The sequence below is a fragment of the Amycolatopsis nivea genome, from assembly GCF_004522235.1.
In the GTDB taxonomy this organism is placed as follows: Bacteria; Actinomycetota; Actinomycetes; order Mycobacteriales; family Pseudonocardiaceae; genus Amycolatopsis; species Amycolatopsis nivea.
In genome coordinates, this window is record NZ_SDLT01000017.1 from 1 (window position 1) to 23,218 (window position 23,218).

The following is a 23,218-nucleotide window of genomic DNA, read 5'->3' on the forward strand; positions in this document are numbered from 1 at the left end:
CGGGCTTCGGGCCCGGGGACGCCGCCGGCTTGGCGGCCTGCGGTCCCGGCTTCACGGCCGGGGCCTGCTGCGGCGCGGGGGCCGGAGCGGACGGGGCCTGCGAAGCGGCGCTCTGCTGCTGCGGAGCGGGCGGCTTCGGGGCCGGAGCGGGCCGCGGTCCCGGAGTGGGGCCGGGCTTCTTCCCGCCCTTGGCGGGGTACGCGTCGCGGAGCCGGCGGGCGACGGGCGCCTCGACGGTGGACGACGCGGACTTCACGAACTCGCCCTGCTCCTTCAGCTTGGCGAGAACTTCTTTGCTGGTGATGCCGAGCTCCTTAGCGAGCTCGTGTACACGGGCCTTGCCTGGCACAGCTCTCCTCATCTAGGGGAGGCCAGGCGGGGACCCGCTGACCTCGTCCTTATCGTCGCGCGTTCATGGCTTCAGCTTCACGGCTGACTCATGACGGGTCGACCTGCTTCCTTGTTTCCCGCGACCCCGGGAGCGTCCCGGCGTCGTTGTCCTCGGCGAACGCCGCGTGGCGGTGCAGTCCCGCGGCCTCGAGCGCGCCCTGGACCCGGAGAGCCCGGGGGAACGCCCGCTTCCGCTCGGCCTTGGCCAGGCAGCCCGGTCCCGGGTGCAGCCACGCACCCCGTCCCGGCAGCCGCCGACGTTCGTCGACGACCAGCCGCCCGTCCGCCGCGACCACGCGCAGCAGTTCGCCGGTCAAGTCCCGTTTCCGGCAGCCGACACACGTGCGCACCGGCGAGTGCCGGTGACGCGGGAGGTCGGGGGTGTCCCCAGTGGCCCTTCGCGGGACTTGAACCGTTGTCGAGTCTAGCGCCTGCACCTTCAGTCGGCCGAACCGGTCGCCGCGGCGGGCCGCGCCTGGCCGGCGTGGTCTTGCTCACCCTGCGCCGGACCGGCCGGCTCGGCGGGGGCCGCGTCGCTGCGGATGTCGATCCGCCAGCCGGTGAGCCGGGCGGCGAGGCGGGCGTTCTGGCCCTCCTTGCCGATCGCCAGCGACAGCTGGAAGTCCGGCACGACGACCCTCGCCGTCTTGGCGCGCTCGTCCACGACACGTACCGAAACAACCTTCGCCGGCGACAATGCATTCCCGACGAACCTGGCCGGGTCGTCGGACCAGTCGATGATGTCGATCTTCTCGCCGGCCAGCTCGCTCATCACGTTGCGCACGCGCGCGCCCATCGGGCCGATGCAGGCGCCCTTGGCGTTGACGCCCGGGATGGTGGAGCGCACCGCGATCTTCGACCGGTGCCCCGGTTCGCGGGCGACCGCGGCGATCTCGACGGTGCCGTCGGCGATCTCCGGGACCTCCAGCGCGAACAGCTTGCGCACCAGGTTCGGGTGCGAGCGCGACAGCATGATCTGCGGACCGCGGTTGCTGCGCGACACGCCGAACACGAACGCCTTGATCCGGGTGCCGTGCTCGTAGGACTCCCCCGCGACCTGTTCGGCCTGCGGCAGCACGCCCTCGGTGTCGCCGACCTGGATCACGACCATGCCGCGGGCGTTGGCGCGCGCGTCGCGCTGCACCACCCCGGCCACGATCTCGCCCTCCTTCGCGGAGAACTCGCCGTAGGTCTTCTCGTGCTCGGCGTCGCGCAGCCGCTGCAGGATGACCTGGCGCGCGGTGGTGGCGGCGATCCGGCCGAAGCCCTCGGGCGTGTCGTCCCATTCCTCGTCGACCTCGCCCTCGGACGTGAGGGTGTGCGCGAGGACGCGGACGAGCCCGGTCTTGCGGTCGATGTCGATGCGGGCGTGCGGCTGGTGGCCCTCGGTGTGCTTGTACGCGGTGAGCAGCGCGGTCTCGATGGCCTCGATGACCGTGTCGAAGGGGATGTCCTTGTCCCGTTCGATCGCCCGCAGCGCGGCGATGTCCACGTTCACTTCGACTCCTCCTTCTTCTCGTTCTCGTCCGCGGTCAGGGTTTTCAGGTCTTCGGCGGGCGGTTGCTTGAATTCGACTTCCACCACGGCCTTCGCGACGGACTGGTAGTGCACGTCCTTGATCCGGCCGTCGGCGAGCACGCGCACGCTCTTCTCGCCGGCGTGGCCGACGCGGCCGAGGTAGGCCGAGCCCTCGACGGGCGTGATCTTGACGAGGCGGAACCGGGCGCGCCGCCAGTGCCGGCGCTGGGTGAGCGGCCGGTCGAGGCCGGGCGAGGTGACCTCGAGCGTGTAGGCGCTCGCCAGCACGTGCTCGTTCTCGTCGAGTGCGGCCGAGACGGTGCGGCTGACCTCGGCGACCTCGTCCAGGCCGACGCCGTCGTCGGAGTCGACGACCACCTTCACCAGCTGTCGCCTTCCGGCTTGCTGCACCTCGAGCGAGTCGAGGTCGAAACCCGCGGTCGTGACGGCTTCGGCCACGATCGGCTCCAGCCGGCTGGCGAGTTCGTTGGGCACGTGGAGCACTCCTGTTCGGCCTGTTGGTCGGTGAAGGTCAAGCTTATCCTGCGCCCCCGCGAAGACGCGCGAGCGGCGGCGCACCCGGGCGGCCTGGCAGGATGGGCCGACGTGACCGCAGACCTTTCCCGGCGCGCCGTGCTGCGTCTGGGCGCGCTGAGCGCCACTGTCGCCGCGGCTGTGCCGCTCGCCGCCTGCTCCGGCGGCTACGACGACGCCCCCGATCCCCTGGCCCCGCTGCTGGCGACGGCCGAGGCGGACGCCGCCGCGGCCAGGAAGCTGCCCGCCGGCGGCGACGCGGCCGGACAGGTCGCCGACGCCAGAGCCGCGCAGGCGGCCGCGCTGAAGACCGAGGTGGACCGGCTGAACCGGCCGAAGAAGGCGGCGGACGTCCCCGCCGCGCCGGCTGATCTCGCCGGGTTCAAGGACCGGCTCGCCGCCGCGCGCAAGCAGGCGGAGGACCTGGTGCCCGCGCTGCCGGCGTACCGGGCCGGGCTGGTCGCGTCGGTGGCCGCCGGGTGCGCCGGGCTGCAGCGGGTCGCGCCGGAACTCGGGCCGGGGGCCGACGCGAAGGCCGCGACCGCGCCGTCGTCGGTGCCGAAGGAAGCGGTGGATTCGCTGCAGAAGGCGCTGGCGGCCGAGCACGCGTCGCTGTGGGTGTACGGGTTGGTGACGGCGTTCCTGCCGGGTGACTTCGGGGAAGCGGTGAAGGCCGGGCGCGCGGAACACACCGCGCGGCGGGACGTGGTCACGCAGATGATCACGTCGGTGTCGGCGACGCCGGTGGCTCCTGAAGCCGCGTACGTGCCGCCTAAGCCGGTTACCGACACTGCTTCGGCGGCTGCGCTGGTGGCGAGCGCGGAGGCGGACACGGCGGCGGCTTGGCTTGCCGTGCTTACGCATACCGACGATTCGGGGCTGCGCGGGATGGCGCTGCAGGCGGTGATCGCGGCGGCTCGGCGCGGGATGCCTTGGCGGCAGGAGGCTGGTCTGAAGCCTGCTGCCGTTGCCCTCCCCGGGCAGCCCTCGTAGCACAAGCGCGCAGGCCGGGCCGGCCCCGCGCCTGCGCGCCTCACGGGAGGCTCAGCGGAGCTTCCCGGACAGCTTCAACGCGTTCTTCGCGATCCGGTTGAGCAGCTGCTTGTCGTGGTGGCCGTAGTAGAAGTCGGTCAGCACGATCGTCACCTCGGCTCCGGTGGCCTTCGACTCGTACTCCGCCTCGTTGCCGCTCAGTTTCGGGGCGTCGGTGTCGTGGAAGGTGCCGTCGCGGACCAGGTCGCTCACGTTGCCGGTGCCGTCGCGGTCGGTGAGCTGTTTCAGCTCGGTCGCCTTCGCCGCGTCCGGCATCGTCACCAGCACCACCGACACCAGCGCCTTCGCGTCCCCGGACTGCACCGTGTACAGCGCCCGCGCCAAGGACTTGCACTGGTTGTCCTGGAAGAACTTCTTCGCGCCCGAGTACGCGTTGGCGGCGCAGTCGGTCGCCTTGACCGGGCCTTCGGCCAGTTTGTAGTCGAACGCGGGCTTCGCCGTGGTCGCCGGGGGTTCGGCGACCGGCTCGTCCGGCGTGCTGTCGTGCCGGATCAGGTACCAGACGAGCCCGGCCACGACGGCGATCGCCACGAGCCCGGCGCCGCGCAGCAGGAGGGCGCGGTTGCGCGACGGCCCGGGCGGCGGACCCGGCTGCGCGGGCACGGCCGGGATCGGGGCCGTGTCCGAGGGTCCGGGGGTGAAGTGCGGATGGGACACGCGAACACCGTAGTTCACCGCCCGTACGGCCTTCAGCCAGACGCTGCGCCCAGGGCGTCCAGCACGCGTTCGACGTCGTCAGGGCCGTTGTAGAGGTGGAAACCGACCCGTACCCGCCCGTTGCGGACGCTCGCGACGATCCCGGCTTCGGCGAGCCGCGCGGGATCGGCTTCCAGTGCCACGATCGCGCTCCCCTGCGGCTCCAGCCCGGCCGCGGTGCGCAGGGAATCGGCCAGTCCGGCGTTGTGGTCGCGTACCGCGGCGAGGTCCAGTGACGCGAAGTAGTCGAACGCTTCCGCGGCGCCGACGTGCGACAGCCACACCGGCGAAAGGTCGAATCCGCGCGCGTTTCCGGCCAGGCGCAGTGGCATTCCGTATACCGAGGACCACGGATCGTCGCCGGCGTACCAGTTCGCGGCGACCGGGCGGGTCCGTTCGTGCGCCCGCGGGTGCACCGCGAGCCAGGCGCAGCCGCGCGGCGAGAACAGCCATTTGTAGCCCGCGCAGACGATCCAGTCCGCCCACGCGACGTCCAGCGGCAGCCAGCCCGCGGCTTGCGTGACGTCGATCATGACCGGCACGCCCGCGGCTTCGGAGGCGGCCCGCAGCGCGGCGGTGTCGAGGAGCGCGCCGTCGGCGGACTGCGCGAGGCTGACCGCGACGAGGTCGTGGCCTTCGACGTGCTGCGCCAGCTTCGCGAGCGGCGCTTCGGTGACGTTCGCCCGCTGCGCGAACGGGAACGTCACGCTGGTGAACTCGCCCTCGGCGACCAGGACGCGGGCGTCCGGGGCCAGTCCGCCCGCGACGTTCGCCGCCAGCTGCGACACCGACGCGCCGATCGCGACCCGGTCCGCCGGGACCCCGGCGAGCCGCGCGAATCCGGCGCGGGAGCGGGAGACCGCCTCGTCGAAGTCCGACGGGGTGTCCTTGCCGGTGCGCCACCGGCTGACCGCGGCCTCGACCGCGTCGGCGACCGGGGTCGGCGGGATTCCGATGCTGGGCGTGTTGAGGTATCCGGCGGGGACAGCGAAGTCGGTGTTTCCTCCGAAGATCATGTCCCCCAGATTACGGGAGCAATGCGGTGATTTCGCCGTACGAAGGCGGCTTCATCGGCAGTTCGGTCCCTTCCCGCGCTGCGTCTACTGTGGACAGTGCGGCGGAAAGTGCTACCCGGTAGGGAGTTGAGCCGAGACTGACCCGCGCCACGCCGAGGGAGGCCAATTCGGAGAAAGTGGCTTTCCCGGGCAGGTGCAGGAGGTTCACCGGCACCTCGACCGCTTCGACGAGCTCCGCCACGTCCGCTGGCTCGTGCAGGCCGGGGACGAAGACGCAGTCCGCACCGGCGTCGGCGTACGCGCGGACCCGGGTGACGGCGTCCGCGACCGGGCCGACGCCGAGCCAGTGCGTGTCGGTGCGAGCGTTGAGGAACATGCCCGGGACGCGTTCGCGCACCTTGGCCAGCAGCGCGGCCTGGACGACGATCGGAGCGAGGGCGTCGGCTCGGCCGTCTTCCAGGTTGATGCCGACTACTCCCGCGTCGGCGAGTTCCGCGACGAGGTCCGCTACTTCCTCGGGGTCGGCGCTGAAGCCGTCGGCGAGGTCGACGCTGACCAGGATGTCCAGCGGTGCCAGCGATTTCGCCAGCGCGACGGCCGCTGCGCGGGATTCCGGGGCCCCGTCGGCGAGCCCGGCGGCGGCCGAGACGCCGAGGCTGGTGGTGCCGACCGCCGGGTGTCCCGCGGCGGCGAGGGCGGCAGCGAAGCCGAACTCCCAGACGTTCGGCAGCAACAGCGGACGGCCCGGGACGTGCAACGCGGCGAAGGAGGTCATGTCCGCCACGGTACGACGTCCACGCTTCGGCGGCGGCCGAACTGTCGGTCAGCCGCCGGAACCGCCGGAGAACGCCGCGATCCGCGCTGCCCGTCGGCCCGCTACGGCTTTGCGCAGTGCCGGAAGCACTGGTCCCGCCAGCTTCTCCAACTCCTTCAGCCGGTCCGCGTGGCGACGCGCGTCCGAGCGGGACATCCCGGCTCCGGACGCCGCGGCGAGGGACGCCAGCGCCGCAGCGGAAGCGTCCACTTCGGACAGCAGGGCGGTCAAAGCATGGTCGAGCTGTGCGTGCGCGTCGCGTACCCGCGCCGGGTCGGCGGGCACCAAGACCTTGCGATGCAGGATCGAACTGCTGCTCTCTTCGAGCAGACCCGCCGCGGAGAGTTGCGTTTCCAGCGACTGCAACGTGTCGTTCCTGCCGCGGCGGAGCAATGCGCGCCACGACGCGGGGCTGTGCGTGCGGAGGTCGGCGAGCAGGTCGTCGAGCAGGAGGTCGCCGGTCGGGGCGGCGGCGGTCGGTTCGGCGTGGCCGCGCTGGTCGCGGAGGTTGCCGCGCAGCACCAGGTCGGTCACCGCGGCCGCGCGGACCAGCAGGGCCGCGTTGGAGCGGCGGGAGACCGGGCCGCCGTCCGGGTCGCAGGCGAGGAAATACGCTCGCGCGGGCAAGGAGTCGCTCATTGTTTCTTCACCTCTGGCCAGATCGTTTCCCAGGATTGCTTTCGCCCGGTGTACAGCCACATCAGCCCGGGCACCACTTCAGTCACCGAAGAGAAGTACGGCCGCAGCAGCGCAGGATCGAAGCCCGCGAAAAGCACGTTGCGCGCGGAATCCGGCGGCCGGTCGAAGTACCAGTAGCCTCGGTGTCCACTGTAGACATTGTTGATTCCGTATCGCGGGCCGTAGTACTCCACGGCCGCGGCGAACGGGTAGATTTCCCCGTATACGGCGGTTTCCCGGCGCACCGGCTCCGGCAGGGATCGATACGTCTGCCCGACCCCGTCCGCCAACTGCTGTTGCGCGGTCTCCCCGGCCGCGAATACGGTGCCGAGCGGAAAGGGGCCAAACGACGTGGCTTTCATCGAAGCTGGCCATACCGGCAGCCCGGCAATGGTGACCGCCGCCGAAAGCGTGAACACGATTCCGACCGGGATCTTCCACCAGCGCACCAGCTTTCGCCGCGAAAGCTCCGTCGCGGCCGCGGCGAACGGCAGCGAATACAGGCTCATCAAGTAATACGAGCGGCCGTGCGTCCCGATGATCACCGCCACGACCAGCAGCAACGCCACCGCGAGGTACCGGTACGGCACCAGGTCCGGCGAACGGAACAGCCGCCACATCCCGTACAGCAGCGCCAGCGCGCCGATTCCCATTCCGGCACCGAGCAAGCCGTCGCGCGCGAAGGTGAGGTAGCCGGGGAATTCGGCCGCGACGACCTCGCCCATCCGGGTGTAGGCCCAGCCGTGCGTGGCTTGCCAGAGGAACGTCGGCAGGGTCGCCACGACGGCGATCAGCGCGCCCAGCCACAGTTTCGGCCGGGACACCAGGTTGCGCGGCCCGAAGACGAGCGCGGACACCAGCACCGCGCCCCACAGCGCGGGGATCAGGAATTTCGTCTGCAGCGACACCGCGGTGACCACTCCGGCCCACACCAGCAAGCCGTCGCGCCGGGTCCGGGTCCAGCGCACGAGGAGGAACACCACGAGCGTCCAGAAGAACGGGTCCAAAGCGTAGGTGGCGACCCAGTGGCTGATGATGATCAGCCCCGAAGTCGCGTACGCCCCGGCCGCCATCGCCTGTGCTCCGCGACCGCCGCCGAGTTCGCGAGCAGTCAGCGCGGTCACGATCACCCCGGCGCCGGCCGCGAGCGCCATCGGCAGCCGCAGCGCGACCAGCGAACCGGGGAACCACTGGTCGAGCGTGCCGGCCAGCAGCGGGACGAGCGGCGGCTGGTCGAAATACCCCCAGGCCAGATGATCTCGACCGGCCACGAGGAAGTACAGCTCGTCGAAGCCGTGCGCGTACCGGGTGCTCGTCGCCGCCAGCAGCGCGACGGCGCCCGCCGCGACCGCCAGCACCGGCAGCCGGGCGAACCGCGGGATTCCTTCGCTCGTCATGGCGTCGAGTCCACCGCGCCGGGCGGGTGCGGCGTAAGCGTGCTCGGTAGCTGCCCGCAGCGACGAAAGTGGATCTCTTCCGATCGAGCCGCAACTTTCGGCGGTAACCCGCCACCCGGGCGATGCGGATCCGGCGCGGCCGGGCAGGCGACCGGATACCGTGGCCGGGTGACCAGCACGTGCCGTCCCTGGCCGCGGTCGACCGACTGGTTCTGGCTGGCCGGCACCGCGCTGGTGTTCGCCTGCCTCGACTTCGGCCTTTTCCTCGCCGCCGGGCCTGCCACCGGCTTTCTCGGCCCGTACGCGACGCTCGTGCTGGAACTCGTCTGCGACGCGTCCCTGCTGCTCCTGGCGCGCTTCCCGAACGGCGTCGCCGGCCTGCTGATCATGGCCTCGCTGGCGATGCTGGCGTCCGACCTCTTCTCCCCCGGCCTGCTCGTGCCCGTCCGCCAGCCGACGCTGATGACCGTCCCCACGATCACGCCGATCGTGCTGGCGCAGCTCGTCCGGCAGCTGGACCGGCGGCGGCTGCTGTGGATCGCCGGGTTCCTGGCCCTGCTGGCGACGCGACCGTGGAATCCGGCTTGGAACACCACGCCGTTCGGACTGCTGAGCACCGCGCTGCCGGTGGCGATCTCGCTGTATTTCGAGGCGCGGCGGCAGCTGCTGAGTTCCTTGCGCGACCGGGCTGAGCGTGCGGAACGCGAGCAGCACCTGCTCGCCGAACAGGCGCTGGCGGCGGAGCGGCGACGGCTGGCGAGCGAGATGCACGACGTCGTCACGCACCGGTTGAGCCTGATGGTGCTGCACGCGGGCGCGCTCGGCGTGACGTCGCCGGATCCGTCGGTGAAGTCGGCCGCCGAGGACATCCGGCGCGAGGGTGCGCACGCGCTCGACGAACTACGCGACTTGGTCGGCGTGCTGCGCAACGGCACCGGAATCGAACCGCCGGTGCCGAATCCGCCATTGCCGGGCGAGGTGGCGGACCTGGTCGCCGAATCGGTGGCGGTCGGGATCGCGACCGAGCTTTCCGTGACCGGCGACCGGACCTCGGTGTCGCCGACCGTCGCGCGCACCGCGTACCGGGTGGTGCAGGAGGCGCTGACCAACATCCGCAAGCACGCGCCGGGCTGCTCGGCGACGGTTTCGCTGCGCTATCACCCGGGCGGACTGGACGTGGCCGTCGCCAACACCCGCGCGACCCGGCCGCCGGACGCGGCGCTCGCGGGGAGCGGCTCCGGCGCGGGGCTGAGCGGGCTGCGCCAGCGCGTCGAACTCGTCGGCGGGACCTTCGAGGCGGGCCCGGTGCCCGGGGGCGGGTTCAAGATCGGTGCGATACTGCCCGCCTACGTCCCGACCACGGAAGGTGCTGCCCGGTGATCACGGTCGTGGTGGCCGACGACGAGCCGATGGTGTGCGCGCACCTGCGCACGATCCTCGGTTCGGCCGGCGACATCGAGGTAGTCGCGCAGGCGCGGGACGGCGCGGAGGCGGTCGAGGAAGTGGTCCGGCACCGGCCCGCGGTGGTGCTGATGGACCTGCGGATGCCCGGCGTGGACGGGCTCGCCGCGATCGAGCGGATCTGCGCGCTGCCGGATCCGCCCGCGGTCGTCGCGCTGACGACGTTCGACGCGGACACCTACGTCATCCGGGCCCTCCGCGCGGGCGCGGCCGGATTCCTGGTGAAGTCGACGCCGCCGGAGGACCTGATCGGCCTCGTTCGCGTCGCGGCGGACGGGCACACCGTGCTGTCGCCATCAGCCGCACGCCGACTGGTCGCGCTGTCGTCGGACGGCCACCGCCGCGATGACGAAGCCCGCCGCCGCACTGCCGGGTTGACGGAGCGGGAGCGGGATGTGTTGGCGTGCCTGGGAGAAGGACTGTCCAATGCGGACATCGCCGGGCGGCTGCATCTGGCAGAGGCGACGGTGAAGAGCTACGTGTCACGGATGCTCGTGAAACTCGGCTGCACCAACCGGACCCAGGCCGGACTGCTCGCCCACGAAGCCGGGCTCGTCGGCCGCTAGGTCATTTCAGCATCGAGCCCAGCCGCTGCGCTGAAGCCACCACCAACCGGCCTAGTTCGTCCGGGTCCGGAGCTTCGAACAGAGACAGCCCGATGCTCGTGCCCGGTGCGTCCCGGCCGGTCGGCACCACCGCCGAGATCCCGGTGATCCCCGGCGCGATCTCCCCCACCGACACCGCGTAGCCGCGCGACCGGGCGCGGGTGATCTCCTCGCGTTCGCCCTCCACCGGCGGTTCCGCCGCGAGCAGTGCGAGCCCGGCCGAGCCGCGGCCGATCGGGTCCAGCTGGCCGCTGCGGAACGACACGTGCATCCGCGCCTGCCGCGGTTCCACGATCATCAGCATCCGCACCTGCTCGGCGTTCTCGCGGACCACCAGGTGCGCCGACGCGCGGCCGGCGTCCGAAAGCTCCTCCAGCACCGGGCGCGCGAGCGTGCGCAGGTCCTGTTCCACCGGTTCGGCCAGGCGCACGAGGCCGGTGCCGAGCGAGATCCGCTTGAACCGGTCGCGCCGGCAGAGGTGGTGCGCCTCCAGCGTGCGGACCAGCCGATGCGCGACCGTGCGGTGCACGCCGATCCCGTCGGCGATCTCGGTCATCGTGAGCCCCTGCGGGTGCTCCACCAGCAGCTCCAGCACCTGAAGCCCGTGGCTCAGCGTCTTCGACGTCCCCGATTCGGACACACGACTCCCTTGACGACAGCTTGTCCGGCGACCTACTGTTCCTACATATCGCACGGTGCGTGCGAATATAGCACGTTTGCCGTTCGAGGCAACCACCCCGCGGATCGAGGTTCGGACATGAGCGAAGTCCCCGTCGAGGACGTGCTGGCGGTGCATCAGCTCTACGGCCGCCAGAGCCACGCCATCGACTCCGGGCAGGCCGCGCGCTGGGCCGCCACGTTCACCCCGGACGGGGAGTTCGTCTCGCCCAGCTACCCGGAACCCGCCGCGGGCACGGCCGCGCTGACCGCGTTCGCCGAGCGGTTCCACGCCGGGTGCGTCGAGTCCGGCGAACGGCTGCGGCACGTGGTGTCCACCGTGGAGGTCCGGTTAGGACAGTCCGAGGACGCCTTGCGAGCGCTCGCCTATCTGCAGATCGTCGGGACCCCGGAAGGCGGGTCCCCGCGACTGCACCGGCTCACCGTGCTGGACGACGAACTCGTGCGCACCGCGGAAGGCTGGCGCGTGCGCCGCCGCACCGTGCACCGCGAGCCCTGAGAAACAACGAGGAGAAAACCCAGATGACCACTCTCGAGCCCACCGGCCCCGGCCGGGTGCTGCACCAGCCCGCGACCGCGCGCTACCCGGAGATGCCGGGCAAGGTCGCCGTGGTCACCGGCGCGGCCCGCGGCATGGGCGCGCGCTTCGCCGCCGGTCTCGCCACGCGCGGGGTGCACGTGGTCGGCGGCGATCTCGACGCCGCCGCGATGACCGCCACCGCCGACGACCTCACCGTCGCGCTGGCCGCCGAGTCCATTGAGGACAAGCCGGGCCGGATCGTCGCGTCCGCTGTGGACGTCACCCGCGCCGAGGACCACGTCGCGCTCGCCCAGCGCGCGATCGACGAGTTCGGCCGCATCGACTTCTGGGTCAACAACGCCGGGATCTTCCCGTACGCCGAGGTTCCGGACATCACCCCGGAGCAGATCCGCTCGACGCTTTCGGTGAACGTCGAGGGCGTGCTCTTCGGCGCGCAGGCCGCCGCCGCGCGGATGGAACCGGGCAGCGCGATCGTCAACATGGCGTCGGTGTCCGCGGTCCGCGTGCGCAAGGGCCGCGCGGCGTACTGCAGTTCGAAGGCCGCGGTCGCGCACCTCACCGAATCGCTCGCGGTGGAACTCGGCGACCAGGGCATCCGGGTCAACGCCATCGCCCCGGGCTACATCGACACCGAAATGACCCGCTGGATCCAGGACGACGCGCCCGCGCTGGCGAAGGCGCTCGACGCGGTGCCGCTGCACCGGATCGGCTCGCCCGAAGAGGTGTGCGGCGTGCTGCTGTTCCTGCTTTCGGACAGCTCGCGGTACGTCACCGGGCACAGCCTCGCGGTCGACGGCGGCTCCCGGCATGTCTGACGCCACCGAAGCCGTGCGCTACCCGGACGTCGTGCTCGTGACGGGCGCGGCGAACGGGATGGGCGCGCAGCACGCCCGTGCGCTCGGCGAACGCGGCGTGCACGTCTGCGTCGCGGATTTCGCTGGTGCGGACGAAATCGCCGACGAGATCCGCGCGGCGGGCGGGGCGGCGACTCCGTACACCATGGACGTTGTCGAGCCGGCACAGTGGACTCGCGTGCTCGACCGGATCCGCGCCGAGCACGGTTCGCTCGGCGGGCTCGTGAACAACGCCGGGATCTCGCGGCGGCTGGAATTCCAGGACACCACCGCCGAGGTGTGGGACCGGGTGCTCGCGGTGAACCTCTCCGGGCCGTTCCACGGCATGCGCGCGGCCGCGCCGCTGATGCGCGATTCAGGCGGCGGTTCGATCGTGAACATCTCGTCGATCTCCGGCCAGATCGGCTACTTCTCCCCCGCCTACTCGGCGAGCAAATGGGGGTTGACCGGACTGTCGAAGTCCGCCGCGGGCAATTTCGCGAAGTGGCGGATCCGGGTCAACTCCGTCCACCCGGGACTGGTCGACACCGGGCTGCTGGCGGGCGCGGACGCGTTCGTCAAGTCCGCTGTGGACAGTGTGCCCGCCGGAAGGATGGCCGACCCCCGGGAAATCACCGACACGGTGCTGTTCCTGCTCTCGGACCGGTCCACCTACTTGACCGGAAGCGAGGTCACTGTGGACGGCGGTCTCGTCTCCAACGGTCTCTACCATCGCATTCTCGCCGAAACCGGAGGTGATCTCGGATGAGCGTCGACGCTGACGTCGTGGTGATCGGCGGTGGCGGCGCGGGCCTCGCCGCGGCGGTGTCCGCCGCCGAGCACGGCGCCTCGGTGATGCTGTTCGAGTCGGAGAAGGAACTCGGCGGCTCGACCCAGCTGTCCGCGGGCATGCTCACCGCGGCAGGCACGAGTGTCCAAAGTGCACTGGGCATCGAGGACACGCCGGAACGGTTCTTCCAGCACTACCTCGATCTCAACCAGTGGCAGCTGAAACCCGGACTGCTCAAGACTTTCTGCCGCGAGGCCGGTCCCGCGGTCGAGTGGCTGATCGGGCTCGGCGCGGAAATCCCGGCGAAGGTGTCGCACGACGCGCACACCCCGGGATTGACGCGCGCGGGCGTCGAGGACGTCTGGCGCGGGCATGTGCCGAAGGACCAGGGTTACGGCCTCGTCCAGGTGCTCGACCGCGCGCGTCGCAAGGCCGGCGCTGAAGCGGTGTTGAACACCCGGGTCGAACGACTGCTCGTGGAGGACGGCCGGGTCGCCGGTGTAGTCGCCGACGGCATCGAGGTCCGCGCGAACTCGGTGATCGTGACCAGCGGCGGGTTCGCCCAGGACCCCGCCCTGCGCTCGCGGTATTACCCGGACGCCGACGCGGCGGGCGAGGATCTGTTCGTCGTCGCCGCGCCCGGCTCCCGAGGCGACCACTTCGCGTTCGGCGAGCAGGTGTCCGCGTCGATCACCGGCGAGGGCTGGGGACTGCTGCTGCCGACCGCGTATTTCCAGCGCCTCCACCACTGGCAGTCCGGTTTCCCGCCGCGCTCGCGCGTGCTGGTGAACGCGCACGGCCGCCGGTTCATGGACGAGGACGCGTCGTACGCGGTGTCCAGCGGCATCATCTCGGCGCAGGACGGTCCGGTGTGGATGGTCTTCGACGACCGAGCGCGCCGCGATCTTCCGCCGGGCTACGCGCACTGGAACGCCGAGTACGTACTGTCCGAAGCGGACGCTGGCCGCACTCTGCGGGCCGACACGCTGGAAGAACTGGCAGGCAAGATGAACGTGCCCGCCGACGCTCTCCAGGCCACTGTGGACAGATGGAACACCCAGCTCCCCACCGGCGAGGACCCGGAGTTCCTGCGGCACGAAACCTTGTCCGCCAAGGGATCGGCCGAACCGCCCGCGAAAATCGCGACCGGACCGTTTTTCGCCGCGCGCACCCTGCCCGCCGAACTGGTCTGCACGCACGCCGGGCTGGAGATCGACTCCAGTGCCGCGGTGCTCGACGTCCGCGGCGACCGCGTGCCCGGGCTGTTCGCCGCGGGCGAGGCCGGGGCCGGCGTGCTCGGCTTCCGCTACGTCGGCGGCGGGAACGCGGTCGCCAACGCCGTCACCATGGGCCGCATCGCCGGCCGCTCCGCCGCCTGATCCTTCAGAGTTACTGCTCACTGTCGAGGAGAACCCCATGTCCGTCCCCGCCGCAGCCGCCACCACGGCGGACTCCCCGCTGGCCAGACGCACCGTCCGCAAGGTCGGCGTCCGCGTCATGCCGATCGTCCTGCTGCTCTACATCTTCAACTACATGGACCGGGCGAACATCGGCTACGCCCAGCTCGGCATGGCCAAAGAGCTCACCATCACGGCCGCGACCTTCGGCGTCGCGTCGGCGATCTTCTTCCTCGCCTACGTGGTGTTCGAGGTGCCCAGCAACATGATCATGAAGAAGGTCGGGGCCCGGCTGTGGCTCAGCCGGATCGCGGTCAGCTGGGGCATCGTGACCGTGCTGACCGGGTTCGTCGCGAGCGTGACGCACCTGATGATCGCGCGGATCCTGCTCGGCATCGCCGAGGCTGGCCTGTTCCCCGGGCTGCTGCTGTACTTGACCTTCTGGTTCCGCGGCAAGGAACGCGGCCGGGCCATCGCGACGCTCGCGCTCGCGCAGCCGATCGCGCTGATCCTCGGCAGCCTGTTCGGCGGCTGGATCCTCGACCACGTGCACTGGTTCGGGATGAGCAGCTGGCAGTGGGTGTTCATCCTGCAGGGCGCGCCCGCGGTGCTGATCGGCCTGCTGACCTTCTTCTATCTCCCGAACAAGCCCGCCGACGCCAAGTTCCTGACCGCCGAGGAAAGCTCCTGGCTGCAGGCCGAGATCGACCGCGAGTACGTGCCCGAGGAGAAGGAGACGTTCCTCGGCCAGCTGCGCGCGGTGCGCGACGGCAAGGTCCTGCTGCTGGCGATTTCCAACCTCTTCATCGCCTGCGGCCTGTACGGGCTCACGTTCTTCCTGCCGCTGATCGTGAAACAGCTCGACCCGAAGTACTCCTCCACCAACATCGGCCTGCTCGGCGCGATCCCGTACGTCGTCGGCGCGGTCGGCATGCTGCTGCTCGCCCGCAACTCCGACCGCACCGGCGAGCGCAAGGGCCACGTGATCGCCACCGTGCTGGTCGCGGCGATCGGGTTCTTCGGCGCGATCCAGTTCAAGACCGTGCCGGCGTTGTCGCTGATCAGCCTCTCGCTGGCGGCGATCGGCGTGCTCGGCTACCTCGCGCCGTACTGGGCGATGGCCGCGCGCGTGCTGTCGAAGGAGCACACGGCGGTCGGCCTGGCCGCGATCAACTCGATCGCCGCGCTCGGCGGGTTCTTCGGGCCGTACGCGATCGGGCTCGCGGCCACCGAGAGCGACGTGACGATCGGGCTGTACTTCCCGATCGGCTGCCTGATCGTCGCCGCGGCGATGCTGGCCTTCCTGAAAGTGCCGCGCGACGCGGGCGCCCGCCTGGCTCGTCCGGTGAAGTAGTTTCGAGTTTGATTATCCCGGCGGCGCGGTTACAGTGCTGTCCATGCAGGACCCCGCCGCGCCGCCGGACCCGGACTCGCTCGACTTCTGGTCGTTCATCGCGCTGGCCAACCGCAGGCTGGCCGACGAGTTCGGGTTCCGCCACCAGCTGGCGACCGAGGTGCTGCTGACGCTGAACCGGGCGTCCAACCTGGTCACCTACGACCTCGAATCCGCCGTGCACCGGCCGCGCGGGCGGTCGTGGTCGGCGTTCCGGGTGCTGTTCGTCGTGTGGCTGGCCGGGCCGCTCGAACCGTCCGCCGCCGCGCGGCTCACCGGCATGAGCCGGGCGGCGGTCTCTAATCTCGCGAAGACCCTGGTCAGCGAGAGTTTGCTGACCCGGACGCCGGGCGAGACGGACGGCCGATCGGTGCGGCTTTCGCTCACCGAGGCCGGGCACGCCGAGATGCTCGAGGTGTTCGAGGCGCAGAACGAACGCGAGGCCGGGTGGGTCGAGGTGCTCACCGAGGCCGAGCAGCGCGTGCTGGTGATGCTGCTCGACAAGCTCATCTCCGGCCGGGCGGGCTTCGCGACCCGCCGCTAGCCCCTTCCCCTGTCCTGACTCGGGGACTAGGCTGGTCGGAAAGTAGTACATACTTTGATTACTTCGCGCCGAGGAGGCGACCCATGGCCTACTACCGCAGCGCGGGCAGCATCCCGCCTAAGCGGCACACCCAGCACCGCACGCCCGAAGGCGGGCTCTACTCCGAGGAGCTGATGGGCGAGGAGGGCTTCTCGTCGGACTCGTCGCTGCTGTACCACCGCGGCATCCCGTCCGCGATCGTCGACGCGACGCCGTGGGAACTGCCGGACCAGACGCTCACCGAGAACCGGCCGCTCAAGCCGCTGCACCTCAAGCTGCACACGCTGTTCCCCGGCCAGGAGTGGAAGAGCGCGGACGTCGTGAACAACCGGCGGCTCGTGCTCGGCAACGGCGACGTGCGGATCTCCTACGTCGCCGCCGGCGAGGCTTCTCCGTTGTACCGCAACGCGATCGGCGACGAATGCGTGTACGTCGAGTCCGGCGAAGCGGTCGTCGAGACGGTGTTCGGCGCGCTGCCCGCCCGCACCGGCGACTACGTGATCCTCCCCCGCGCCACCACGCACCGCTGGGTGCCGAAGGGGCCGGAACCGTTGCGCGCCTATGTGATCGAGGCGAACTCGCACATCGCGCCACCGAAGCGCTACCTGTCGCGCTACGGCCAGTTGCTGGAGCACGCGCCCTACTGCGAGCGCGACCTGCACGGCCCGGCCGAACCGCTGGTCGTCGAAGGCACCGACGTCGAGGTGCTGGTGAAGCACCGCGGCTCGCGCGGCGTCGTCGGCACCCGTTACGTGTACCCGACGCACCCGTTCGACGTGGTCGGCTGGGACGGCTGCCTCTACCCGTACACGTTCAACGTCTCCGACTTCGAGCCCATCACCGGCCGCGTGCACCAGCCGCCGCCCGTGCACCAGGTGTTCGAGGGCAACAACTTCGTCATCTGCAACTTCGTCCCGCGCAAGGTCGACTACCACCCGCTCTCGATCCCGGTGCCGTACTACCACTCCAATGTGGACTCCGACGAGGTGATGTTCTACTGCGGCGGGAACTACGAGGCGCGCAAGGGATCCGGCATCGGACAGGGCTCGATCAGCCTGCACCCCGGCGGCCACAGCCACGGCCCGCAGCCGGGCGCGGTGGAACGCTCGCTCGGCGCGGAGTTCTTCGACGAACTGGCGGTCATGGTCGACACGTTCCGCCCGCTGGAGATCGGCGAGGGCGGCCACGCGAGCGACGACCCCGGCTACGCCTGGACCTGGGCAGGACGGGGACCGCAGTCGTGACTGACGCTCTTACCCGCGGCCTCCTGGACGACGCGGCGGTCTTCCCGCCCGGCCTCGCGCCGCTGCCGGACGCCGTCGCCGCCCACGACCGGCACACCGCTTCGCCGTACGCCGCGATGGTCGGCCCGCTGGTCGTCGCCGCGTCCGGCTTGGCGGAACTGGCTGAGGTCGTCGCCGGCCGCGAGACTCCGTTGCCGCTCACCGTGACGCTGCCCGCCGGGCCGGGCGGGATCGCCGACGTGCTCAAGGCGGTCGACGGGCTTCCGGTGTCGGTCGAATCGCTGGAAATCGCGGTGCCGCAAGGAATGACTGTGGACGAGTTCCTGTCCGCAGTGGACGGTTGCCCGGTGCCGGTCGCCGTGGAGATCCCGCGCGACGAACGCCGGGTTCCGTTGCTGCAAGCGCTTTCCGGCACTCCGCACAAGGCGAAGTTCCGCACCGGCGGGACGTCGGCCGAGTACTACCCGGACGAAGCCGAACTCGCCGCCGCGATCCGCGCGACCGCCGAGGCGGGCGTGCCGTTCAAGGCCACCGCGGGCCTGCACCACGCGATCCGCAACACCGACCCGAACACCGGCTTCGAACAGCACGGTTTCCTGAACCTCTTGCTCGCCGCCGAAGCGGTCGACCGCGGCGCCGAGGACGAGGAAGTCGTTGCCCTGCTTGCCGAACGCGACGGTGCCGCGGTCGCCGACCGGATCCGCGCGCTGGCCCCGGAACGCCTGGCGGCGGCGCGCGCTAAGTTCACCTCGTTCGGGACCTGCAGCATCACCGACCCACTCACCGAACTGACAGATCTAGGCCTGATCGGAGCCCCCGCATGACCGTGCTCGACATCCCCGCCGGCTCCCCCTTCGGCGTCGAAAACCTGCCGTACGGCGTCTTCTCGGCAGGCGGCGGCAGTCCCCGGGTGGGCGTGCGCGTGGGCGAGCACGTGCTGGACCTGTCGATCGCCCTCGGCGACGAGGTGTTCGCCGAGCCGACGCTGAACGCCTTCATGGCGCAGGGTTACGACCGCTGGGTCGAGGTCCGCACGCGGCTTCAGACGCTCGTGACCGGCGAGGTGCCCGCCGAAGCCGTGCACGCGGTCGCCGACGTCAAGCTGCACCTGCCCATCGACGTCGCCGATTACGTGGACTTCTACGCCTCGGAACACCACGCGTCGAACGTCGGCCGGCTGTTCCGTCCGGACGCGGAACCGTTGCTGCCCAACTGGAAACACCTCCCGGTCGGCTACCACGGCCGCTCCGGAACGGTCTACGTGTCCGGCACCGACGTGGTCCGCCCGAGCGGCCAGCGCAAGGGCGAGGACGGCCCGGTCTTCGGCCCGAGCACCCGCCTGGACATCGAAGCGGAACTGGGCTTCATCGTCGGCGCGGGCACTCCCGCCAACACCCCGATCTCGCCGGACGACTTCCCTCGCCACGTTTTCGGCGCGGTCCTGCTGAACGACTGGTCGGCCCGCGACATCCAGGCCTGGGAGTACGTGCCGCTGGGCCCGAACCTGGGCAAGAGCTTCGCGACGTCGATCTCGCCGTGGGTGGTCCCGGTGCTGGCGCTGGCCGAGGCGCGAGTGCCGCTGCCCGGCCAGACCTCGCCGGAACCCCTGCCCTACCTGCGGGAATCGTCGCCGTGGGGCTTGGACATCACGCTGGCCGTGGAGTGGAACGGCCAGGAGGTGGCGCGCCCGCCGTACCGCGAGATGTACTGGTCCCCGGCCCAGATGCTGGCCCACCTGACCGTCAACGGCGCCTCGGCCCGCACCGGCGACCTCTACGGCTCGGGCACGATCTCCGGCGCGGACCCGGCGGAACGCGGCTCGTTCCTGGAACTCTCCTGGGGCGGCCGGGATCCGCTGACCGTCAAGGGCGAATCCCGCACCTTCCTCCAGGACGGGGACGAGGTCGCGATCACCGGCGCCGCCACCACGAGCAGCGGCGCGAAACTGGGCTTCGGCGAGGTCCGGGGGCGCATCCTTCCCGCGCAGTAACCAGCGCAACGTACGTGAGGGGCCCCTGAGGGAATCAGATTCCGTCAGGGGCCCCTCACGTACGTCCCCAATGCCACATTGGGTGCATCTGACGCACCCAATGTGGCATTCGGTGCGTCTCACGCACCCAATGCCACATTGGGGCGCTAGCCCCGCCCCCCAACCGCGGCCAGTGCACCCAACCCACCAACGCACCCACCCTCCCCCGCGCCGTCGTCACAATCAAGCTTCGGGGTGCCCAACCGCAGCTACTCCGCGATCGGAGCCCCAGTCTTCTCCCGCACCTCGTCAAGAGAAACCCCCGGCGCCAGCTCCACCAGCTTCAGCCCGTCGTCGGTAACGTCCAGCACCGCCAGATTGGTGATGATCCGGTTCACCACTCCGGCCCCGGTCAACGGCAGCGTGCACTTCTCGACGATCTTCGGCGTCCCGTCCTTGGCGGTGTGATCGGTGATGATCACCACCCGGCGGGCCCCGGCGACGAGATCCATCGCCCCGCCCATCCCCTTGACCAGCGCGCCGGGCACCGTCCAGTTGGCCAGGTCGCCGTTGGCGCCGACCTGCAGCGCCCCGAGCAGCGCCAGGTCGATGTGCCCGCCGCGGATCATCGCGAACGACTCCGCGGAGTCGAACAGGCTGGCCCCGGGCTGCAATGTGACCGTCTGCTTGCCCGCGTTCACCAGGTCGGGGTCTTCCTCGCCCTCCCAGGGGAACGGCCCGAGCCCGAGAATCCCGTTCTCGCTGTGCAACGTCACCTGCACGCCGTCCGGAATGTGGTTCGCCACCTGGGTGGGAATCCCGATCCCGAGGTTCACGTAATCGCCGTCCCGCAGTTCGCGAGCCCCGATCGTGGCCATGTCGTCCCGAGTCCAGCTCACGCCGACGCCTCCTCACGCACGCGCACGGTCCGCTTTTCGATCTGCTTTTCCCGCGCAGTCGCCTGAATCAGCCGCTGCACGTAAATCCCCGGCGTCGTGATCCGCTCCGGATCCAGGTACTCGTCCGAAACCTGCTCGGCCTCGGCGACGGTCACCTTGCCGCAGGTCGCGACGAGCGGGTTGAAGTTCCGCGAGGCGTACCGGTAGATCAGGTTCCCGGCCGGGTCCGCGACGTACGCGTGCACCAGCGAAAGGTCCGCGACGATGCCGCGCTCCTGCACGTAGGTGACGCCGTCGAACTCGGCGTGCGGCTTGCCCTCGGCGATCGGCGTGCCGACGCCGGACTTGGTGTAGAACGCCGGGATCCCCGCGCCGCCCGCCCGCATCCGCTCGGCGAGCGTCCCCTGCGGGGTGAACTCGACCTCGACGGTCCCGTCGAGGTACTGCTGCGCGAACAGCTTGTTCTCGCCCACGTACGACGCGATCACCCGGCGCACCTGCCGGTTGTCGAGCAGAATGCCGAGCCCGGCCCCGTCGACTCCCATGTTGTTCGAGACGATCGTCAGATCGCGCACGCCCGAGTCCCGGACCGCCTCGATGAGGTCGTTCGGGTTCCCGGTGAGGCCGAAGCCCCCGACCGCGATCGTCAGCCCGTCCTCGAGCAGCCCGTCGAGGGCCTCCGCGGCGCTGCGGTACTTCGTCGGCACGGCATCCTCTCCACTTCGTTCGGTGAGTGGTCAGTCCCCGCATTCCACCCAGCGCAGGGGAAACGGGTCAACCGACACGCCGGGATCCCCGGCAAACCTCTCGCGCACCGAACACCCGCGCCCGATGCGTCCACTGAGCGGACGTACCCTCGTTCCCGTGCCCACCTCGCCTCCCGACCACGTCGTAGGACGGGTGTCCGCGGTCCTGCGCGCATTGTCCGCCTTCCGCGACGGAGCGTCGACCTCGCAGCTGGCGCGCCAGTGCGGCCTCGCCCGGCCGACGGTGCACCGGCTGCTCGCGTCGCTGGCCGCCGAGGGCTACGTCGACCGCGACCGGCAATCCGGCCGCTGGTACCTGGGCCCGGAGCTGTATCTGCTGGGCGAGGCCGCCGCCCCGCGCTACGACGTGACGCAGCAGGCGCGCGCGAGCGTCCACCGGCTGGCCGCAGCGACCGGGGAGAGCGCGTTCTTCTCCGCGCGCCGCGGCAACGAGACGGTCTGCCTGCTGCGCGAGGACGGCGACTTCCCGATCCGGTCGTTCGTCCTGTACGAAGGCGCCCGGTTCCCGCTGGGCGTGGTGTCGGCGGGGCTGGTGGTGCTGTCGATGCTGCCGGACCGGGAGGTCGAGGAGTATCTGTCCACAGTGGACCTGACGGCCGAATGGGGCCCGGCGCACCGGGCGGAGGACGTGCGGGCCCGGGTCGCGCGGACGCGGGAGGACGGGTATTCGACCAACCCCGGGCTGGTGGTCGAAGGGAGCTGGGGGATGGCCGCGGCGGTGTTCACGCCCACCGGGGAGCCCGCGTGGGCGTTGACGCTGACCGGCGTGGAGTCGCGGTTCCGGGCGGAGCGGCGGGGCGAACTGGGGGCGTTGCTGCTCAAGGAAGCGCATGCGTTGACGAACCTGCTTCGGCAGCCTTCGTGAGCGGCCAGCCGCTCACGAAGCAGTAGCGGCGTTCTCCGCGTCGTAAGCCGCTCGCGCGGCCGTCACCTGGTCCATGTTCTGGCGGGCCCAGCGGTCCAGCAGGTCCAGCGGTTCGGCGAGGTTGCGGCCCAGCTGGGTGAGCTCGTACTCGACCTTCGGCGGGATCACCGGGTACGCCGTGCGGATCAGGATGCCGTCACGGACCAGGCTGCGCAGGGTCTGCGTGAGGACCTTCTGCGAGATCCCGTCGACGCGCTTGCCGATCTCGGTGAACCGCAGCGGGCCGTCGGTCAGGGCGCCGACGATCAGCACCGTCCACTGGTCGCCGATGCGGTCGAGCAGCTGGCGCGTCGGGCAGTCGCGGTCGTACGGGTTTCCGAGCACGGCGGCCTCCTCACTCTCCGCAAGAGAGTAACACTCCCCTGAGTCGGCAGGCTTTACCGAACCCGAACATTCGTCCCACACCCCTCGTACACCCGCGCGCGACGGTGGTCTCCAGAACACCGACGCAGGAGGACGAGAACGATGCGAGGAACGAAGCGGCTGGCACTGGCGGGCTGCGGGATCGCGGCCGGACTGCTCGTGGCCGCGCCGATCGCCAGCGCCGACACGCAGGCGCCGGCCCCGGCTCCGGTCACGCTGAGCCCGCAGGAGGTGCAGCAGATGTGCACGGCCTGGGTGCCGAAACTGCACAAACAGGCCCAGAACCTGACCAACCGGATCAACGGCGGGCCGGAGGTTTCCGGGTCGGTCGCGAATCTCAAGGCACGCGCGAACGACGCCCGCGCGAAGGGGCACACCGCGCAGGCCGACCGGCTGCAGAAGCGGGCGGACAAGCGGCAGAGCCGGATCGGGGAGCTGGCGAACGCGACGAAGCAGCTCGACGCGTTCACCGCGGCGCACTGCCAGGCGCCGAAGTGAAACGGCTGATCGCGATCGCCGCCGCGGCCGCTGTCGTCGGGCTCGGCTGCGTTGCGTGCGACGACAGTTCGGCGCCGTCGTCGGGAGCGGCGCCGGACGGCGACCTGAGCAGCATCCAGTCCACGCTGGACTCGATCCAGTCCGACATGGCGGGCGACGGGCAGCGGTGACGCGCG

28 protein-coding genes are annotated in these 23,218 nt (G+C 70.8%); 15 read left to right on the top strand and 13 right to left on the bottom strand.

The annotated features are described in order from the left end of the window. The 4 genes from EIZ44_RS20795 to rimP all read right to left on the bottom strand — a co-directional run. On the bottom strand, positions 1 to 349 hold a 349-nt coding region (locus tag EIZ44_RS20795; RefSeq protein WP_205673256.1), incomplete at its 3' end, for a translation initiation factor IF-2 N-terminal domain-containing protein. An 88-nt stretch (positions 350 to 437) separates the two neighbouring features. Beyond that, a complete protein-coding gene (locus tag EIZ44_RS20800; protein WP_037812536.1) occupies positions 438 to 740 on the bottom strand; it encodes a YlxR family protein in 303 nt (100 codons plus the stop codon). Positions 741 to 829: 89 nt separating this feature from the next. Continuing rightward, on the bottom strand, positions 830 to 1,888 hold the full coding sequence (nusA, locus tag EIZ44_RS20805) for a transcription termination factor NusA (RefSeq protein WP_037812537.1): 1,059 nt from the start codon (positions 1,886 to 1,888) through the stop codon (positions 830 to 832). Further along, positions 1,885 to 2,403 carry a ribosome maturation factor RimP gene (gene rimP / locus EIZ44_RS20810; RefSeq protein ID WP_037812539.1) on the bottom strand — a complete coding sequence of 173 codons (519 nt, stop codon included), beginning with the start codon at positions 2,401 to 2,403 and terminating at the stop codon, positions 1,885 to 1,887. The genes nusA and rimP overlap by 4 nt, the downstream gene beginning before the upstream one ends. A gap of 111 nt (positions 2,404 to 2,514) precedes the next feature. On the opposite strand from rimP, the gene EIZ44_RS20815 reads away from it, so the two are divergent. Continuing rightward, the gene (locus tag EIZ44_RS20815; RefSeq protein WP_167754224.1) at positions 2,515 to 3,435 is read left to right on the top strand and encodes a ferritin-like domain-containing protein; all 921 of its coding nucleotides are present in this window, start codon (positions 2,515 to 2,517) and stop codon (positions 3,433 to 3,435) included. Between the two features lie 51 nt (positions 3,436 to 3,486). Here EIZ44_RS20815 and EIZ44_RS20820 read toward each other — a convergent pair whose 3' ends face one another. From EIZ44_RS20820 to EIZ44_RS20840, 5 genes are read right to left on the bottom strand one after another with little or no spacing between them, the layout of a single operon-like run. Beyond that, a complete protein-coding gene (locus tag EIZ44_RS20820) occupies positions 3,487 to 4,152 on the bottom strand; it encodes a hypothetical protein (RefSeq protein WP_107051038.1) in 666 nt (221 codons plus the stop codon). Positions 4,153 to 4,184: 32 nt separating this feature from the next. Then, positions 4,185 to 5,207, bottom strand: coding sequence for an aminotransferase class V-fold PLP-dependent enzyme (locus EIZ44_RS20825; protein ID WP_134730598.1), 1,023 nt, complete (start codon positions 5,205 to 5,207; stop codon positions 4,185 to 4,187). Positions 5,208 to 5,217: 10 nt separating this feature from the next. After that, positions 5,218 to 5,982: an isocitrate lyase/PEP mutase family protein gene (locus EIZ44_RS20830; RefSeq protein WP_134730600.1), complete on the bottom strand. Its 765-nt coding sequence runs from the start codon at positions 5,980 to 5,982 to the stop codon at positions 5,218 to 5,220. A gap of 48 nt (positions 5,983 to 6,030) precedes the next feature. Next, positions 6,031 to 6,660 (bottom strand): GPP34 family phosphoprotein, encoded by a 630-nt coding sequence (locus EIZ44_RS20835; protein ID WP_134730602.1) that lies wholly within the window; start codon positions 6,658 to 6,660, stop codon positions 6,031 to 6,033. Beyond that, complete coding sequence (locus tag EIZ44_RS20840; RefSeq protein WP_134730604.1) at positions 6,657 to 8,096, bottom strand: ArnT family glycosyltransferase; 1,440 nt, start codon at positions 8,094 to 8,096, stop codon at positions 6,657 to 6,659. Before EIZ44_RS20840 ends, EIZ44_RS20835 begins: the two co-directional genes overlap by 4 nt. A 168-nt stretch (positions 8,097 to 8,264) precedes the next feature. Between EIZ44_RS20840 and EIZ44_RS20845 the strand changes: the two genes are divergently transcribed. Both EIZ44_RS20845 and EIZ44_RS20850 read left to right on the top strand, forming a co-directional pair. Next, a complete protein-coding gene (locus tag EIZ44_RS20845; protein ID WP_134730606.1) occupies positions 8,265 to 9,476 on the top strand; it encodes a sensor histidine kinase in 1,212 nt (403 codons plus the stop codon). Beyond that, the gene (locus tag EIZ44_RS20850; protein ID WP_134666707.1) at positions 9,473 to 10,123 is read left to right on the top strand and encodes a response regulator; all 651 of its coding nucleotides are present in this window, start codon (positions 9,473 to 9,475) and stop codon (positions 10,121 to 10,123) included. Before EIZ44_RS20845 ends, EIZ44_RS20850 begins: the two co-directional genes overlap by 4 nt. A gap of 1 nt (position 10,124) precedes the next feature. On the opposite strand, the gene EIZ44_RS20855 is transcribed toward EIZ44_RS20850, so the two are convergent. Then, complete coding sequence (locus tag EIZ44_RS20855; protein ID WP_037812547.1) at positions 10,125 to 10,802, bottom strand: IclR family transcriptional regulator; 678 nt, start codon at positions 10,800 to 10,802, stop codon at positions 10,125 to 10,127. A gap of 117 nt (positions 10,803 to 10,919) precedes the next feature. Here EIZ44_RS20855 and EIZ44_RS20860 point away from each other — a divergent pair, with 117 nt between their 5' ends. The 9 genes from EIZ44_RS20860 to fahA all read left to right on the top strand — a co-directional run bounded on the left by EIZ44_RS20860 (position 10,920) and on the right by fahA (position 19,611). Next, a complete protein-coding gene (locus EIZ44_RS20860; RefSeq protein WP_134730608.1) occupies positions 10,920 to 11,339 on the top strand; it encodes a nuclear transport factor 2 family protein in 420 nt (139 codons plus the stop codon). A gap of 23 nt (positions 11,340 to 11,362) precedes the next feature. Continuing rightward, a complete protein-coding gene (locus tag EIZ44_RS20865; protein ID WP_037812551.1) occupies positions 11,363 to 12,196 on the top strand; it encodes an SDR family NAD(P)-dependent oxidoreductase in 834 nt (277 codons plus the stop codon). Further along, entirely contained in the window at positions 12,189 to 12,983 is a 795-nt protein-coding gene (locus EIZ44_RS20870) for an SDR family NAD(P)-dependent oxidoreductase (protein ID WP_037812554.1), read from the top strand. The genes EIZ44_RS20865 and EIZ44_RS20870 overlap by 8 nt, the downstream gene beginning before the upstream one ends. Further along, a complete protein-coding gene (locus EIZ44_RS20875; RefSeq protein WP_134666711.1) occupies positions 12,980 to 14,383 on the top strand; it encodes an FAD-dependent oxidoreductase in 1,404 nt (467 codons plus the stop codon). The genes EIZ44_RS20870 and EIZ44_RS20875 overlap by 4 nt, the downstream gene beginning before the upstream one ends. Positions 14,384 to 14,420: 37 nt before the next feature. Then, the gene (locus EIZ44_RS20880) at positions 14,421 to 15,755 is read left to right on the top strand and encodes an MFS transporter (protein WP_134666713.1); all 1,335 of its coding nucleotides are present in this window, start codon (positions 14,421 to 14,423) and stop codon (positions 15,753 to 15,755) included. 43 nt (positions 15,756 to 15,798) lie between these two features. Beyond that, on the top strand, positions 15,799 to 16,338 hold the full coding sequence (locus EIZ44_RS20885) for a MarR family winged helix-turn-helix transcriptional regulator (protein WP_134730610.1): 540 nt from the start codon (positions 15,799 to 15,801) through the stop codon (positions 16,336 to 16,338). An 83-nt stretch (positions 16,339 to 16,421) separates the two neighbouring features. Next, positions 16,422 to 17,621: a homogentisate 1,2-dioxygenase gene (locus EIZ44_RS20890; RefSeq protein ID WP_043830279.1), complete on the top strand. Its 1,200-nt coding sequence runs from the start codon at positions 16,422 to 16,424 to the stop codon at positions 17,619 to 17,621. Next, positions 17,588 to 18,445: a hypothetical protein gene (locus tag EIZ44_RS20895; RefSeq protein WP_134730772.1), complete on the top strand. Its 858-nt coding sequence runs from the start codon at positions 17,588 to 17,590 to the stop codon at positions 18,443 to 18,445. Before EIZ44_RS20890 ends, EIZ44_RS20895 begins: the two co-directional genes overlap by 34 nt. Continuing rightward, positions 18,442 to 19,611 carry a fumarylacetoacetase gene (fahA, locus tag EIZ44_RS20900; RefSeq protein WP_134730612.1) on the top strand — a complete coding sequence of 390 codons (1,170 nt, stop codon included), beginning with the start codon at positions 18,442 to 18,444 and terminating at the stop codon, positions 19,609 to 19,611. The genes EIZ44_RS20895 and fahA overlap by 4 nt, the downstream gene beginning before the upstream one ends. Before the next feature lie 248 nt (positions 19,612 to 19,859). On the opposite strand, the gene EIZ44_RS20905 is transcribed toward fahA, so the two are convergent. Further along, positions 19,860 to 20,489: a CoA transferase subunit B gene (locus tag EIZ44_RS20905; protein WP_134730614.1), complete on the bottom strand. Its 630-nt coding sequence runs from the start codon at positions 20,487 to 20,489 to the stop codon at positions 19,860 to 19,862. After that, the gene (locus EIZ44_RS20910; protein WP_037812574.1) at positions 20,486 to 21,196 is read right to left on the bottom strand and encodes a CoA transferase subunit A; all 711 of its coding nucleotides are present in this window, start codon (positions 21,194 to 21,196) and stop codon (positions 20,486 to 20,488) included. Before EIZ44_RS20910 ends, EIZ44_RS20905 begins: the two co-directional genes overlap by 4 nt. A gap of 157 nt (positions 21,197 to 21,353) precedes the next feature. Between EIZ44_RS20910 and EIZ44_RS20915 the strand changes: the two genes are divergently transcribed. After that, a complete protein-coding gene (locus EIZ44_RS20915) occupies positions 21,354 to 22,121 on the top strand; it encodes an IclR family transcriptional regulator (protein ID WP_240691363.1) in 768 nt (255 codons plus the stop codon). Positions 22,122 to 22,133: 12 nt separating this feature from the next. On the opposite strand, the gene EIZ44_RS20920 is transcribed toward EIZ44_RS20915, so the two are convergent. Next, on the bottom strand, positions 22,134 to 22,505 hold the full coding sequence (locus EIZ44_RS20920; RefSeq protein WP_037812581.1) for a winged helix-turn-helix transcriptional regulator: 372 nt from the start codon (positions 22,503 to 22,505) through the stop codon (positions 22,134 to 22,136). Positions 22,506 to 22,646: 141 nt separating this feature from the next. Between EIZ44_RS20920 and EIZ44_RS20925 the strand changes: the two genes are divergently transcribed. Together EIZ44_RS20925 and EIZ44_RS44790 are read left to right on the top strand one after the other, a co-directional pair. Next, on the top strand, positions 22,647 to 23,042 hold the full coding sequence (locus tag EIZ44_RS20925) for a hypothetical protein (protein WP_134730618.1): 396 nt from the start codon (positions 22,647 to 22,649) through the stop codon (positions 23,040 to 23,042). Further along, positions 23,039 to 23,212 (top strand): hypothetical protein, encoded by a 174-nt coding sequence (locus EIZ44_RS44790; protein ID WP_167754226.1) that lies wholly within the window; start codon positions 23,039 to 23,041, stop codon positions 23,210 to 23,212. The genes EIZ44_RS20925 and EIZ44_RS44790 overlap by 4 nt, the downstream gene beginning before the upstream one ends. Positions 23,213 to 23,218: the final 6 nt, after the last annotated feature.